This is a genomic window from Rhizobium alarense, from assembly GCF_021555155.1.
GTDB classification, from domain to species: Bacteria; Pseudomonadota; Alphaproteobacteria; order Rhizobiales; family Rhizobiaceae; genus Rhizobium_D; species Rhizobium_D alarense.
Genome location: NZ_JAKGBU010000035.1, coordinates 1 through 14,157, shown reverse-complemented (window position 1 = coordinate 14,157; position 14,157 = coordinate 1). Strand labels below are relative to the sequence as shown.

Below are 14,157 nucleotides of genomic sequence, written 5' to 3'. Positions count from 1 at the left end.
CTCCTATCGACGGATGCGCGGGTTGACCAGCCCGTAGAGCAGGTCGACGATGAGGTTGACGAGCATGATGACGGCGGCGATCAGCATGAGGCCGCCTTGCACCACCGCGTAGTCGCGCTTGAAGACCGAATCCACCATCCACTTGCCGATACCCGGCCAGGAGAAGATCGTCTCCGTCAGGATGGCGCCGGCGAGCAGCACCCCCACCTGCAGGCCGATCGTGGTAATGACCGGGATCATGGCGTTGCGCAATGCGTGTATGCCGACCACGCGGAAGGGCGAAAGCCCCTTCGCCCGTGCCGTACGCACATAGTCCTCGCCGAGCACCTCGAGCATGGCCGACCGGGTCTGGCGGGCGATGACCGCAAGGGGGATCGTCGCCAGCACCACCGTGGGCAGGATGAGATAGGTGGCGGCCGACTTGAAGGCGCCCGCCTGCCCGGAGATCAGGCTGTCGACCAGCATGAAGCCGGTGACCGAAGGAAAGAAGTAGATGAGGGAGATGCGACCCGAAACCGGGGTCCAGCCGAGATAGCCGGAAAAGAAGATGATGAGCAGGAGCCCCCACCAGAAGATCGGCATCGAGTAGCCGACGAGCGCCGCCCCCATGATCGACTGGTCAAGCCAGGTGCCCCGCTTCACCGCCGCAATCACACCTGCGGGAATGCCGAGACAGACCGCGAGCAGGATGGCGCAGAGCGACAGTTCCAGCGTCGCCGGAAACAGGTTCATGAAGTCGTCGAGCACGGGACGCTTGGTGACGATCGAACTGCCGAAATCGCCGGTCACCAGTCCCCCGAGATAGTCGAGGTACTGGATGTAGAACGGTCGGTCGAGGCCGAGCTGGTTCATGAGCTCGGCATGGCGCTCCGGCGACATGACACGTTCACCCGACATCAGCATGACGGGATCGCCGGGCAGCAGCCGAATGAACGAAAACGCGATGATCGACACCCCAATGAATGTGGGTATCAGGACGGCGAGCCGCCCGAGAATGAAACGAAACATGGGGAGCCAATCCCTTTATTTTGAAAACCGGCGGCCCGAATGTCTTCGGGCCGCCGGCCTTGCACGCTCTTTGCGGCGTGCCTGTTCTTCAGCCGATCCTACTCGGCGATGTCCACGCCGTCAAAACGATGATAGCCGAGCGGATCCTGGACGAAGCCCGAAACCTTCTTGCTCATCGGGATCGAGACGAGAGAGTGGTCGAGCGTGTTCCAGGGCGCTTCGCGCTTGAAGATCAGCTGGGCCTCTTCATAGAACTTCGTGCGCTCGGCAACGTCGGCGGTTTCCTTCGCCTTCGTCATGAGGGCATCGAACTCCTCGTTGCACCACTGGGCACGGTTGTTGCCGCCAACGGCATCGCAGCCGAGCAGCGTGTCGAGGAAGTTGTCCGGATCGCCGTTGTCACCCGTCCAGCCGAGAATGACCGCGCCGTCGCGGTTCTTGTCGGACGAGAGCTTCAGGTACTCGGCCCACTCGTAGGACACGATCTCGACCTCGACGCCGATCTTCGCCAGATCGGCCTGGATGAGTTCGGCGGCGCGGCGGGCGTTCAGCATGTAGGGCCGTGCGACCGGCATCGCCCAGACCTTCATCTTGAGACCGGTGACGCCGGCGTCCTCGAGCATCTTCTTCGCCGCGTCGGGGTCGTACTTGTCGTCCTCGACGGCATCATTGTAGGACCACATGGTCGGCGGGATCGGGTTCTTGGCGACCGTTGCCGCGCCCTGGAAGACCGCGTCGACGATCGCCTGCTTGTTGACGGCCATGTTGAGCGCCTTGCGCACTTCGGCCTTGTCGAACGGCGCCATCAGCGTGTTGTAGGCGAGGTAGGAAACGTTGAGGCCTTCCTGCTCGACAACCGTCAGGTTTGCATCGGCCTTGAGCTCGGCCACGTCAGCGGCATTCGGATAGGGCATGATGTGGCATTCGCCCGCCTTCAGCTTCTGCGCACGCACGGCAGCGTCCGTGGTGATCGCGAAGACGAGGTCGTCGACCGGCTGCTTGCCGGCCCAGTAATCGGCATTCGCACGGTAGCGGATCGCCGCGTCCGTCTGATAGGCGACGAAAGCAAACGGGCCGGTGCCGAGCGGCTGCTGGTTCATCAGCTCCATCTTGCCGTCAGCCTGCAGCTTGTCGGCATATTCCTTGGACAGGATCGACGCGAAATCCATGCCGAGATTCGCCATGAAGGGCGCTTCGGGACGCTTCAGCACGAATTTGACCGTCAGGTCATCGACCTTTTCGATCTTCTCGATCAGGTCCGGGAAGCCCATGCCGGCAAAATACTCCCAGGCGGCGCCCGCGACATATTTGTTCCAGGCGTTGTCTTCCTTGTACTGCCGCTCGAAAGAGAAGATCACGTCGTCGGCGTTGAAGTCGCGCGTCGGCGTGAAGAATTCGGTCGTCTGGAACTTCACGCCAGCCCGCAGCTTGAACGTGTATTCCTTGCCGTCGGCCGACACTTCCCAGGTTTCGGCAAGGCCCGGCTCGATCTCGGTGCTGCCGTGCTTGAACTCGACCAGGCGGTTGTAGACGGTACGTGACGACGCATCGAAGGTCGTACCAGCGGTGTAGAGCGCCGGATCGAAGCCTTCAGGCGAACCTTCGGAGCAGTAGACCAGCGTCTTCGACCAGGCCGCAGACGCCATCATCGAGGCGAGCGCGGTCGCTGCAAGGAGAGTAGTCAGCTTTTTCATAGTGAGCTTCCCAGATTTGCTTCTTGTTCTCTATGTTCCAGACCGGGCACCTTCGGCCCGACCTTGCGCGGATGGAACGACATTTGCCGCGCGAATGCAATAAGTCCGCGAAGAAATTTGTCCAAACGGAAAACATTGCAGAAAATTGTTCTTCACAGCATTCCCAGGACGTATCGAGCCGTGCAGGATACCGGTGATCGTACGGGTCCCCGGCGCAGTCCGGAGACGGCTGCGGCGCTCCGGGAACATGCCGTCGCGACCGTGCAGGCGGTGCGCATTTTGATATGGCCAGCCGGCAGACAAGGCGCCGAAAATACGATACAAAGTCCGAAATTGTCTGAATGCCCCTTTGCTCTCTTGAATTGTAGCGGTAGACTCCCGTTAAAGGCGTGTAAGGTGCAAAGACGTGGCTGTACTTGCGAGCAATCACCGCCGATACGATATGGAAACCGATTTAGAGAAGGCTCTGAATCGCGTCGACTTCTTTCGCATCTTTCACATGATGGCGTTGCGCTACGGTTTCGATCACTTCGGGGTGGTGCAGGTGGCCAACGAGGCTGAAACCAGCAACCTCGCGGGCCGCCTCGTTCTTCACGACCTGCCGGCGGGACTTGCGGAAACCTACGACAAGCGTCACCGCTTCAGCGAATCGGATCTCTTCCGGAGCCTCCACCGGTCGGTCATCCCGACGGTCTGGCGCACCGACGAGGAGCTTCGCAACGGACGCGACAGCGGCCTGCTGATACAACTGGGCTTCGATATCGCACTCTGCGTGCCTGCCCACGCGACCACCGGCGGGCGCTACGCGGTTGTTTTTCTCGGCGATGGTGACGATATCGGCAGGGCCGAGCACCAACAGCTCTACTATGAGGCGGTCTGCGCCTTCGACTATTTTCACCGCACGGTGCTCGCCACGAAGGCCGGCATGGGGCTGACGCCGCGGGAAACCGAAATTCTCCGCTGGATTTCCTACGGCAAGACTGCAAGCGAGATCGCTTTGATCGTCTCGGTATCCGAACACACCGTCAATTCCCATACCGCGACGATCCTCAAGAAGCTCGACGTGGTGAACCGCACGCAGATGGTCGCAAAAGCGATCCGCGAGCAGATCATTCTCTAAAGGGCATACCGGCACACGCCGGACGGCATTATTCTTAGGCGTTTCCGGAGGCAGGGACTTGTGAAGCAGCCCGGGCTAAAGGACAGTGTAGTCAAAGCGGGACAACGAGCGGGCAAGGCGGCAGGCCTGGCTTCGCAGACATTCGGCAACGGGTTTCAGGAACGGATCGCGCGATCACCATGGCTGCCAACGTGCATATACTGCTAGTGGATGACGACCCTGCAGAAGAACTGATCCTGCGCGCCATCCTGCGCAAGGTCGAGACGTTTTCGGTCGAGCTGCATTATGTCGAGACAGTCGACGCGGCACTCGCCTTCATTCGCCGTGGCGAGCCGAAACTCGACATGATTCTCATGGACAACCGTCTGCAGCCGCAGGCGGATTTCCGCGAGACCGTGCCGGAAATCCGCCGCAACGGCTATATCGGCCCGATCGGCGTCATCTCCGCATCGATCAGCGACGCCTATTTCCAGAAAATCGACGATTACGGCGTGGACTTCCGGATCGACAAGTCCGAACTCGACCCGACGGCCATTGCCTTCATTATCCAGGAATATGTGAGCAAGGACGCGGTCTAGCCGGCCTTGTGACGCTGTGACGCCCGCAGCGCCTTTCAGGCAGCGGGCTTTGCCGTGGCAGGCTCGATACCGAGCAGCATGCCGATCTGCGGACGCGCCTTGACGAGATCATCGATCGTATATTGCTGCAACACCTCGAAGAAGGCGTTGAGCGCCTTGCGCAGAGCAGAGTTCAGGCCGCAGCTGTCGACCAGTGGACATTCGATTTCGCCCGCCTCGAAACATTCGGCCATGGCGAAGGAATCCTCCGTGACCTTGACGACGTCGAACAGGGTGATCTGCGATGCCGGCCTCGGCAGCCGTACGCCACCGTTGCGGCCGCGCACCGTCTCGACCAGACCCGCCCTGGTCAGCGGCTGCAGGATCTTGAAAAGGAAAAGTTCCGAAACGCCGTAAGCCCTTGCGATTTCCGGAATGCGGCTGAGCTTCTCGCCGTTTGCCGCGCAATACATCAACATGCGCACGGCATAGTTGGTTTGTTTCGTCAGACGCATATCGAGCTCCAAATGCCGATCATCGGCCGGAAGACATATAGGATGGTTCGTAGTTTTGAACAATTCCAAAAAACAGGAAATTCACATTCATGTTATGACCGCGTCCGCCAATTGACTAGGCCCCGCCGACCTATAAAGGTGATTTTGGCAGTAAAGAATAAATCAACAGGAGCACACAATGAAACTGCGGTCGTCACCCCTCGCCGCCCTTGTCATTTCCGCCGCCAGCCTCGCGATCGCCGCGCCGGCTTACGCCGATGGCGAGGTGAACATCTACTCCTACCGCCAGCCGGACCTGATCCAGCCGCTGCTCGATGCCTTCGCAAAGGAAACCGGCATCACCGCGAACGTGCTTTTCCTCGACAAGGGGCTCGTCGAGCGTATCCAGGCGGAAGGTGCGAACTCGCCTGCCGACCTGATCATGACGGTCGACATCGCCCGTCTCACGGAAGCCAAGGACGGCGGCGTCACGCAGCCGGTCTCGAGCGACGTCATCAACAAGGACATTCCGGAGCATTTCCGCGATCCGGAGGGCCATTGGTTCGGCCTGACGACCCGGGGCCGTGTGGTCTATGCCTCGAAGGATCGTGTCGCCCAGAACGACATCACCTATGAAGAACTCGCCGACCCGAAGTGGAAGGGCAAGATCTGCACCCGCGACGGCCAGCACTCCTACAATGTCGGCCTGTTCGCCTCGATGATCGCCCACCACGGCGAGGCGGAGACGGAAACCTGGCTGACCGGCCTCAAGAACAATCTCGCCCGCAAGCCTGACGGTGGCGACCGTGACCAGGCGAAGGCCATCATGGCCGGCGAATGCGACATCGCACTCGGCAATTCCTACTATGTCGGCCTGATGATGACGAATGAGAAGGAGCCGGAGCAGAAGGACTGGGCGGCGGCGATCAAGGTCCTGTTCCCGAACAACGACGACCGCGGCACGCACATGAATATCTCCGGCATGGCGCTTGCCAAGAATGCGCCCAACAAGGAGAACGCGCTGAAGCTCATGGACTTCCTCGCTTCCGGCGAAGCGCAGGCGATCTACGCGGAACAGGTCTTCGAGTATCCGGTGACGCCGGGCGCCGAACCGTCCGCGATCGTCAAGTCCTTCGGCGCCGTCAAGTCTGACCCGCTGCCGCTTGCGGAGATCGCCGCAAACCGCAAGAAGGCCTCCGAACTGGTCGACAACGTCGGCTACAACGATGGGCCGGTCGGCGAATAAGCAGGCGCCCGACGGTTCGGAAACGGCGGCGGCTTCGCCGCCGTTTTCGTTTTGCGGACGCCGTTACTGCAGGTCGGGGTCGGACTGGCCCTGGACGATCGCGCTGTAGTTCAGGATGTCCTTCCGCCGTTCCGGCGTACTCGGGTGGGTCGAGAGCATGCTGGTGCCCGACCGGTCTCCGAGCTTTTCCTCCAGAAGCACGAAGAAGCGGGCGATGGCGGCCGGATCGTAGCCGGCCTTGGCCATGAGTTCTACCGAATGCCGGTCGGCCGCAGCTTCGGCCGCGCGTGAATAGGACAGCGCGAGCAGGCCGCCGCCTTCGACAAGGACGTCCTCCGTCCCCGAACCGACGTCGCCGCCGATCAGCATGATGAGGCCGGCAATGCCCGCCGCGCGATAAAGCTGGCGCAGGCTGTGCTCGAGTTCCACGTGACCGATCTCGTGTGCAAGCACGCCGATCAGCATCTCGGTGTCGTCGCCCGCCAGCGCCACCAGTTCGTCGGTAATCACCAGCGTGCCGTCCGGCAGGGCGAAGGCGTTCGGCCCGATGAAGCCGCCGCTGCGGAAATTGAGATCGTAGGCCTGCTCGCCCCGCGCCGAGAGCGCGGCGATGCGGCGGAAGCCGTCCGTGATCGCCGCGCGCTTCGTCTCAGCAAGCTTGCTCGGGGAAAAGGTCGTCCGGTCGAGGGCTTCGAGCGTGCCCTGCGCCATGAGCTGCGGCACGACGGGCGGCGTCGCCCAGATGGCGACTTCGACCAGCGCCGGAACACCCCAGCGGTAGATCGCACCGCCAAGCACGAAGGCGAGCACGATGATGACGACGAGGCGCAGCCTGAACTGTTCCAGCCAGTGGACGAGCCCGGCGCCGCCCCGGCCGCTGGCCGTAAGATAGGCATCCATGCCGTCGTTGTCGAAGGTCTCGAAGATGCTTCCGTCGGTGAAGGTCACGCGCCTCGGGACCGAGCCGACCCGCGCCGAGATCTCGGCGCGGCGATCACGATCAAGGCTGAGGGGCTCGCCGCCGGAGACGGCGACCGCCGCGAGCACGCCGTCATGTTCGACAAGCCTGGCCTCCAGGGAACGGCTCGAGCCGGGCGGATGCCATTCGCCGAGCGCGATGCGATCCTCGTCAGAAACCAAAATCGAATCCTTCGATATCCATGAACTCGGAGCCGACCGCCGAGCCCTGCTGCTCGATCTGGCCGATCAGTGCGCCAATGTCGCCGACGATCGTGACGCCGGTATGTTGCCAGGTGTAGCGGGCCATGCGCACCGCCGCCCAGGGCCGCATCAAACCGAGGGTCAGGAGCGTGACGATCAGATTCGAGATGGCGATCCAGGTGAAGCGCATGCGCGACATGTCGCTCATGAAACGGTGCCGGTCATCGAAGGTCGTCGAGGACCAGACGATGTTGCGCACTCCCGCACGGTAAAACAGGCCCGCGATACCGAAGGCCGCGAAGAGCACGATATAGCCGACGACCATGCTGGCGATCAGCGGGATCTGCTGTTCCGGCGTCAGCGTACCGGGCGTTTCGATCATCGGGATGATGAGCTGCATGTTCATGAAGACGATCAGCGCGATAATGCCGAGGCCGAGCACCGCGATGAGCAGCGAGACGAGCCATGACTTGTAGATCGCGCCGAGCGACGGATCGCTGTCGAAGGGTTTTCCGCCGAACCTGAGGTTCGTGCCGATGTAGCGCGCCACCCAGCGGCTGGCGAGCGGCGTCAGGATTCCGAGCGTGACGACGGCAAGCAGCCCGCCGAGGATGAAGGCCTTGAACGCACCGCCGGCACCGCCGACGAAGTCGAAGCGCACGTTGCGGTAACTCGTGACTCGCGCCGAGAAGCGCAGCCCTTTGGCGACCAGCCAGGGCAGGGCCACAAGCACGACGACGGTCGGCAGGAGCACCAGAATGGGAACGAGCGCGGCAATGACGTTGAGAGCGAGCAATCCGCCGAGCACGATGAGACGACCGATGAGGATCTGGCCACCCCGCGCGTGATATTCGAAGGCGCTGCCGAGCAGCATCGTGTTGCCGTAGAAATACCGGTTGCGCCGCACCTTCGCCCAGGCCGAATAGATGCCAAGCGTCAAAATGGTCAGGAGGACGTTGACGATCCAGATTCCGAAATACTCACCGGCCCTGCCGGTGAAGGACATCCGGTGAAACTCCCCCGACTGCGCCTGCGAGGCGCCAGAAACACCCATCTCCATCGATTGCCCCTTCAGAATCCGTTGAATTTGCCTAGCCTTAACGTGCGGACGCGGCGCGCTATTCTCAGCGGACGGAATCTTGCCGGGGACGATCGGGAGCGGCGCAAGCGAAAGGGGGCCCGAAGGCCCCCTTAATGCAAACGGCGGTGATCGTCACTTCATCGTCGGCATGACGAACTCGGCGCCGCCCTTGATGCCGGACGGCCAGCGGCTCGTGACCGTCTTGGTGCGCGTCCAGAACTTGATCGAGTCGGTGCCGTGCTGGTTGAGGTCGCCGAAGGACGAGGACTTCCAGCCGCCGAAGGAATGGTAGGCGAGCGGCACCGGGATCGGCACGTTGACGCCGACCATGCCGATGTTGATGCGGCTGGCGAAGTCGCGGGCCGCATCGCCGTCGCGGGTGTAGATCGCGACGCCATTGCCGTATTCATGCTTCATCGGCAAATCGAGCGCTTCCTCGTAGTTCCTGGCGCGCACGACGGAGAGGACCGGCCCGAAGATCTCGGTCTTATAGATGTCCATGTCCGGCGTGACGTTGTCGAACAGGCAGCCGCCGACGAAATGGCCGTCCTCGTAGCCCTGCAGCTTGAAATCGCGACCGTCGACGACGAGCTTCGCACCCTCTTCGACACCCTTGTTGATGAGACCGAGGATACGCTCCTTCGCTTCCTTGGTAACGACCGGGCCCATGTCGGCCTTCTCGTCGGTGTAGGGGCCGATGCGCAGGCTCTCGACCATCGGAGTGAGCTTTTCGATCAGACGGTCAGCGGTTTCCTTGCCGACGGGGACAGCAACCGAGATGGCCATGCAGCGTTCGCCGGCCGAACCGTAGCCGGCCCCCATCAGGGCGTTGGCGGCCTGGTCGAGATCGGCATCAGGCATGATGATCATGTGGTTCTTCGCGCCGCCGAAGCACTGGGCACGCTTGCCGTTCATCGCCGCCGTGCCATAGACGTAGCGGGCGATCGGCGTCGAGCCGACGAAGGAGACGGCGGAAATGTCCGGGTGGGTCAGGATCGCATCGACCGCACCCTTGTCGCCGTTGACGACGTTGAGGATGCCCGCCGGAAGACCAGCCTCGATCATCAGTTCGGCAAGCCGGATCGGAACGGACGGGTCACGCTCGGAAGGTTTCAGGATGAAGGCGTTGCCGCAGGCGATCGCCGGCGCGAACATCCACATCGGGATCATGGCCGGGAAGTTGAACGGCGTGATGCCGGCGCCGACGCCCACGGCTTGACGGATCGAATACATGTCGATGTTCGGGCCGGCGCCTTCGGTGAACTCGCTCTTGGCGAGATGCGGGATGCCGATGACGAATTCGCAGACCTCGAGGCCGCGGATGACGTCGCCCTTGGAATCCTCGATCGTCTTGCCGTGCTCCTTCGAAAGCATCTCGGCCAGCTCGTTCATGTTCTCGTTCAGCAGCTGGACGAACTTCATGAAGACTCGGGCGCGGCGCTGCGGGTTGGTCGCTGCCCATTTCGGCTGCGCGGCCTTGGCGCTCTCGACGGCAGCGTTCAGCTCGGCATCGCTCGCAAGCGCCACGGTCGCCTGCACCTCGCCGGTCGCCGGATTGAAGACGTTCGCGGTGCGGCCGCTCGTGCCGGCAACCTGCTTGCCGTTGATGAAATGCCCGATCGCTTGCATGGGATCCTCCTGTTTTTGATGAGGGAATTTTATGCTTTAAATTGCACAAAGCAACGGAATGAAATAAGCATCCGTTGTGCAAAAATCGAATAACGGATGGCGGCGTGAAACCCATCGACGTTGCGACGGAGGCTTTCATGGCGGCAGGGAACGGCGGACCTATCGTCAGGATGGCCGAACTTGAGATCGACCCGCCCCAGCTGGACGCCTACCGGCTGCTGCTGGCCGAGGAGATCGAGGCCTCCGTCGCCCTGGAGCGGGGCGTCATCATGCTGCACGCCGTCTCGATCAGGGGCGAGCCGGAGCGAATCCGCCTTCTTGAGGTCTATGCGAGCGCCGAGGCCTACGAGGCGCATCTCCAGACGCCCCATTTCATCAAATACAAGACCGGTACGTCCGAGATGGTCAGGTCGCTGCGCCTCCTGGAGGTCGATCCGGTCATGATGAGGGCCAAACCGGACTTCCGCATCGAGCGCCATTCCCTTTCACAGAATCCGGGGAATGGACAAGAATGAACTGGGACGACGTCCGTGTCTTTCTCGCCGTGGCCCGCTCGGGCCAGATCCTGGCCGCCTCAAGGCGGCTGGGCGTCAACCATACCACCCTGTCGCGCCGCCTGACGGCGCTGGAAGAAGCGCTGGGGACGCGTCTCTTCATCCGCCGCACCAACGGCTGCGAGCTCACCGCCGAGGGAGACGGTTTCCTCGCATCCGCCGAGCGCATGGAAACGGAGATGCTTGCCGCACAGGCACGCCTCGGCCGCACGGATACGGCGATTGCCGGCACCGTGCGGGTCGGTGCGCCGGACGGCTTCGGCGTCTCCTTCCTGGCGCCGCGCCTGGGACGGCTGATCGAGCGCCATCCGGAACTGAAAATCCAGCTCGTTCCCGTCCCCCGCTCCTTCTCGCTCTCGCAGCGCGAGGCGGACATCGCGATCACGTTGGAGCGTCCGGAACAGGGGCGGCTCGTTTCCGCCAAGCTGACGGACTACACGCTCGGTGTCTATGCAAACCGCTCGTATCTCGATGAAAACGGGACACCGGAGAGCGTCGAGGCGCTGAAGGCGCATCGACGCATCGGTTACGTTGAGGACCTGATCTTCACGGCGTCGCTCAATTTCACCGGCGAGGTGATGCGAAGCTGGGACGCCGGTTTCGAAATTTCCAGCGCGACGGGCCAGACGGAAGCGGTGCGCTCGGGCGCGGGCATCGGCATCCTGCACAACTATATCGCCCGCCAGCACGACGAACTCGTCAGGCTCTTGCCGGGAATCGTCATCCGCCGCTCCTACTGGACCACCTGGCACGAAAGCGCCCGCGATCTTGCCCGCGTGCGCACCGTGGCCGACTTCCTCGGCGAGCTCGTCGGCCGGGAGCAGCACATCTTCGCGTGAACCGGTCAGTCCGCCATGGCGCCGGAAGCTTCGTCCGGCATCGGGACGATCGCCTTGCCGCTACCCGCCTCTTCCACCGAGGCAACGGCGGTCCTGACATCCGTCGCCTCCGCCGCAACCGCGGCGCCCGTCTCCGTGTCGCCCGGCATCGGCACTTTCACGGCATTGGAGGGCTGGACGGCCTCGGCCGTCTCCTCCCGCGCAGCCGGCCGACGCCGCCCGGTGGGAGTCTCGTCGATCGCGGCGACCTCCGCCGGCTCGCGACGCACGACGCGCTGTTCGACGGGTTCGGCGGTGAACGGAATGGCGCTGCCTGAACCGGACGCATAGCGCAGCAGGTCGAAGGTCTGGTCCGTCACCGGCTTCAGCCGCATGGCGGCCATGATCGCCGGGATGCGGTCGCGCGGCATGGATGGATGGCAATAGCGCAACCGCACCTGCGCGGCATAGCGGGACGTCGACATCCGGCCCTCGAGCGTTTCATGCGCCGGCGAGACCCGCTTCGACAATTGCCAGGCATAGAGGCAGCTTCCGCCGCCGGCCAACTCGCCCGTCGCATAGCCGAAAGCGCCGTGAAGGTTTTCGCCGGGTGCCGGTTCGATCCGCATTGCCACGCCGGGCAGCGCCGAACGCATTTCGGCGAGCACGGCGTCGCGCGTCGGCGAATGCAGCAGGGCTACCCGACCCGACGGTTCCGCCACCTTGATCATCAGCACATTCTCGCCGGCAAGCGCCGTGGCGTTCGGATAGACGATCGACTGCTCCAGCGAGCGGCCCTGCACGGTCTGGCGCACGCTGGCGATGGAGCCGGAGATCGACGGCAGGTAGGCAGCGGCGAATTCCGGCGAGACCTCGGTGGCGATCGGCGGCGCGTCGGGCCCGATCGAGCCCGTTTCGAGGAAGGGATCGCTGACGGAGGTACAGCCGGCGTGCGCGAGCGCGAGAACAAGGAAGAACAGGCGTTTCATCAGCGGCTTCCCGTGCGGATACGGTTGATCTCGGCAAGGCCGGCGGCCGCCTTCGGGTCGTAGAGATGGGCGTTCAGCCGTTCGAAGACCGCGTTGGCTTCGCGCTTGTGGCCGAGCTTGTAATGTGCCCATCCGCGCAGCTGGCTCATGTCCGACGGCTCTGCGACGATCGCGGCGCGAGCGTTCAGCGCATCGAGCGTGCGCTGATACTGCTTGTTGTCGAAGGCGGAGCGGGCCCGTTGCCAGTGGATCTCCGCCCGGACCTCGCGATCGCGCGCGGCCGACAGAGGGTAGAGCCCGATCAGCGCTTCCGCGTCGTCCGTCAGGCGCCCGCGCAGCATGGTGAGCGCGGCGCCGTAGGCGGCGTCCTCTCCTCCTCGGCCATTCATCCCAAGGGATGCGGTGAAGGCAGCCCGCGCCTCCGAAATGCGGTCGAGGCCGAGCAGGCACCAGCCCTTGATGAGGTTTGCATCCGCCGTCAGGCGGCCTTTCGCTTCGATCCCGGAAAGCTGCCGCAGGCAATCGCCGTACCGTTTCGCCTTGAAGCTCGTGAGGTAGCCGGCATCGACCGCCGCGCGCGGCTTCTCGACCGCGACCGACCGGCTGCCGGTCGGCGCCTTCGCCGTCTGGATGTCCGTCCAGATCTCCGGATAGATGTCGCGGTAGTCGTCGCGGACCTGCGCGAACTCGGCCTTCAGGCCGAGCCGCTGCAGGCTGAGCGCAAGCCCCTTGATGCGGGCAGGCGCGCTTTCCCAGTCGATCGCCTTCTCGAACCAGGCCCGCGCCGCCTCGTACTGGCGGGAATTGTAGGCGTACCAGGCGAGGATCTCGGCATGGTCCGCATTCTTCGTCTGCAGGATGGTCGTGCTGTAGGCGCCGACCGTCTTCTCGTCCGCGTCGGGCTGGTCCGGCTTCGAGAACCGGATCGACAGCGCATTCATCAGAAATTCCGGGTCTCCGGCCAGATCGTCGAGGTGCGCTGCCGCGACGGCATAGGCCGCCGCCTCCTTCTTCTGGGCGGCAAGGCTCAGATAGAGGCCCTTGGCGTTGTCCGGATCCTTCTGCTTGCCGAGCGCCACGGCGAAGGCGGTTTCCGCCGCTGCCGGCTCCTTCCGCTTCAGATCGTACCAGCCGAGCAGCGACAGGTCGCGCGGCGAGGCGTCCTCGACGGCCGCGCGGCGGAGCCGCTCGACCCGTTCGGCCGGCAGAGGCCCCGTCCGGGTCCCGTCGCCGTTGAAGTCGCTGATCTCCCTGCGGATCAGATCGAGCTCGACGTCGTGCATGCCCGCGGTCAGGATCGTCGAGGGGCCGAGCATCGCCGCCGCCTTGCGCACGTCGTCGGCCGGGAAGTCGCGCGTCGCCTTCTGCATGGTCGTCAGCAGGTCGCTGTCCGGCAGGCGCGCATCGCCCTGCCGGAAAAGGATGCCGCGATAGACGCCCGCGAGATGCTCCTTGTCGCCGGAGGCCGCATAGGCGTCGATCAGCAGCCACAACAGGTCCACCTCGCGCTCCGTCTCGGCGTCCAGCGCCTTGCCGGCGGCAATCACGCCGATCCAGTCCTTTTTCGCCGCAGCGGCCGTCATCTCGAAACGAGCCTTGCGGCGGGCGAGCTTCGCCGAGAAATCGGCCGTCGGCTCCCAGTCGGGCTCCTCCGTCTTGCGCCGGACGATCTCCGCGTCGATCGCTGCGAACGCGTCCTGCTCATACAGCGTCCAGAGCCCACTTTCGTCCGCCTGCGGCGTCGCCGGAGCGTAAAGATCCGCCGGCATGGCGAAATCCGGATATTTCAGCCGGAGCCGGGCCGCC

General features: G+C 63.5%; 13 protein-coding genes. 5 read left to right on the top strand and 8 right to left on the bottom strand.

What is annotated here, in order from left to right; translation table 11 throughout:
* Window positions 1-3 precede the first annotated feature (3 nt).
* Together LXM94_RS12665 and LXM94_RS12660 are read right to left on the bottom strand one after the other, a co-directional pair.
* On the bottom strand, window positions 4-1,008 hold the full coding sequence (locus LXM94_RS12665; RefSeq protein ID WP_235771774.1) for an ABC transporter permease subunit: 1,005 nt from the start codon (window positions 1,006-1,008) through the stop codon (window positions 4-6).
* 98 nt (window positions 1,009-1,106) lie between these two features.
* Window positions 1,107-2,702: an ABC transporter substrate-binding protein gene (locus tag LXM94_RS12660; protein WP_235771772.1), complete on the bottom strand. Its 1,596-nt coding sequence runs from the start codon at window positions 2,700-2,702 to the stop codon at window positions 1,107-1,109.
* 442 nt (window positions 2,703-3,144) lie between these two features.
* Here LXM94_RS12660 and LXM94_RS12655 point away from each other — a divergent pair, with 442 nt between their 5' ends.
* Together LXM94_RS12655 and LXM94_RS12650 are read left to right on the top strand one after the other, a co-directional pair.
* On the top strand, window positions 3,145-3,822 hold the full coding sequence (locus LXM94_RS12655; RefSeq protein WP_235771770.1) for a helix-turn-helix transcriptional regulator: 678 nt from the start codon (window positions 3,145-3,147) through the stop codon (window positions 3,820-3,822).
* Between the two features lie 179 nt (window positions 3,823-4,001).
* Complete coding sequence (locus LXM94_RS12650; protein WP_235771769.1) at window positions 4,002-4,400, top strand: response regulator; 399 nt, start codon at window positions 4,002-4,004, stop codon at window positions 4,398-4,400.
* Between the two features lie 35 nt (window positions 4,401-4,435).
* Here the strand turns inward: LXM94_RS12650 and rirA are convergent, their stop codons facing one another.
* Complete coding sequence (gene rirA / locus LXM94_RS12645; protein ID WP_235771767.1) at window positions 4,436-4,894, bottom strand: iron-responsive transcriptional regulator RirA; 459 nt, start codon at window positions 4,892-4,894, stop codon at window positions 4,436-4,438.
* Window positions 4,895-5,072: 178 nt separating this feature from the next.
* Here rirA and LXM94_RS12640 point away from each other — a divergent pair, with 178 nt between their 5' ends.
* Entirely contained in the window at window positions 5,073-6,119 is a 1,047-nt protein-coding gene (locus tag LXM94_RS12640) for a Fe(3+) ABC transporter substrate-binding protein (protein ID WP_235771765.1), read from the top strand.
* Between the two features lie 63 nt (window positions 6,120-6,182).
* Here LXM94_RS12640 and LXM94_RS12635 read toward each other — a convergent pair whose 3' ends face one another.
* From LXM94_RS12635 to LXM94_RS12625, 3 genes are all read right to left on the bottom strand, one after another.
* Window positions 6,183-7,259, bottom strand: coding sequence for a M48 family metallopeptidase (locus LXM94_RS12635; protein WP_235771763.1), 1,077 nt, complete (start codon window positions 7,257-7,259; stop codon window positions 6,183-6,185).
* Window positions 7,249-8,340, bottom strand: a complete 1,092-nt coding sequence (locus tag LXM94_RS12630; protein ID WP_408015636.1) for a YjgN family protein — start codon at window positions 8,338-8,340, stop codon at window positions 7,249-7,251. Before LXM94_RS12630 ends, LXM94_RS12635 begins: the two co-directional genes overlap by 11 nt.
* Before the next feature lie 153 nt (window positions 8,341-8,493).
* Window positions 8,494-9,990 carry a CoA-acylating methylmalonate-semialdehyde dehydrogenase gene (locus LXM94_RS12625; protein ID WP_235771762.1) on the bottom strand — a complete coding sequence of 499 codons (1,497 nt, stop codon included), beginning with the start codon at window positions 9,988-9,990 and terminating at the stop codon, window positions 8,494-8,496.
* 137 nt (window positions 9,991-10,127) lie between these two features.
* Between LXM94_RS12625 and LXM94_RS12620 the strand changes: the two genes are divergently transcribed.
* Together LXM94_RS12620 and LXM94_RS12615 are read left to right on the top strand one after the other, a co-directional pair.
* Window positions 10,128-10,505, top strand: a complete 378-nt coding sequence (locus LXM94_RS12620) for a putative quinol monooxygenase (protein ID WP_235771827.1) — start codon at window positions 10,128-10,130, stop codon at window positions 10,503-10,505.
* A complete protein-coding gene (locus LXM94_RS12615) occupies window positions 10,502-11,383 on the top strand; it encodes a LysR family transcriptional regulator (RefSeq protein ID WP_235771761.1) in 882 nt (293 codons plus the stop codon). Before LXM94_RS12620 ends, LXM94_RS12615 begins: the two co-directional genes overlap by 4 nt.
* A gap of 5 nt (window positions 11,384-11,388) precedes the next feature.
* Here LXM94_RS12615 and bcsN read toward each other — a convergent pair whose 3' ends face one another.
* Complete coding sequence (bcsN, locus tag LXM94_RS12610; protein ID WP_235771760.1) at window positions 11,389-12,351, bottom strand: cellulose biosynthesis protein BcsN; 963 nt, start codon at window positions 12,349-12,351, stop codon at window positions 11,389-11,391.
* On the bottom strand, window positions 12,351-14,157 hold a 1,807-nt coding region (locus LXM94_RS12605), incomplete at its 5' end, for a hypothetical protein (RefSeq protein ID WP_235771759.1). The genes LXM94_RS12605 and bcsN, both read right to left, overlap by 1 nt.

What these genes read in the sequence shown, in the direction of transcription:
- LXM94_RS12665 (WP_235771774.1), bottom strand. Translation starts at nt 1,008, where the DNA reads ATGTTTCGTTTCATTCTCGGGCGGCTCGCCGTCCTGATACCCACATTC.
- LXM94_RS12660 (WP_235771772.1), bottom strand. Translation starts at nt 2,702, where the DNA reads ATGAAAAAGCTGACTACTCTCCTTGCAGCGACCGCGCTCGCCTCGATG.
- LXM94_RS12655 (WP_235771770.1), top strand. Translation starts at nt 3,145, where the DNA reads ATGGAAACCGATTTAGAGAAGGCTCTGAATCGCGTCGACTTCTTTCGC.
- LXM94_RS12650 (WP_235771769.1), top strand. Translation starts at nt 4,002, where the DNA reads ATGGCTGCCAACGTGCATATACTGCTAGTGGATGACGACCCTGCAGAA.
- rirA (WP_235771767.1), bottom strand. Translation starts at nt 4,894, where the DNA reads ATGCGTCTGACGAAACAAACCAACTATGCCGTGCGCATGTTGATGTAT.
- LXM94_RS12640 (WP_235771765.1), top strand. Translation starts at nt 5,073, where the DNA reads ATGAAACTGCGGTCGTCACCCCTCGCCGCCCTTGTCATTTCCGCCGCC.
- LXM94_RS12630 (WP_408015636.1), bottom strand. Translation starts at nt 8,340, where the DNA reads ATGGAGATGGGTGTTTCTGGCGCCTCGCAGGCGCAGTCGGGGGAGTTT.
- LXM94_RS12625 (WP_235771762.1), bottom strand. Translation starts at nt 9,990, where the DNA reads ATGCAAGCGATCGGGCATTTCATCAACGGCAAGCAGGTTGCCGGCACG.
- LXM94_RS12620 (WP_235771827.1), top strand. Translation starts at nt 10,128, where the DNA reads ATGGCGGCAGGGAACGGCGGACCTATCGTCAGGATGGCCGAACTTGAG.
- LXM94_RS12615 (WP_235771761.1), top strand. Translation starts at nt 10,502, where the DNA reads ATGAACTGGGACGACGTCCGTGTCTTTCTCGCCGTGGCCCGCTCGGGC.
- bcsN (WP_235771760.1), bottom strand. Translation starts at nt 12,351, where the DNA reads ATGAAACGCCTGTTCTTCCTTGTTCTCGCGCTCGCGCACGCCGGCTGT.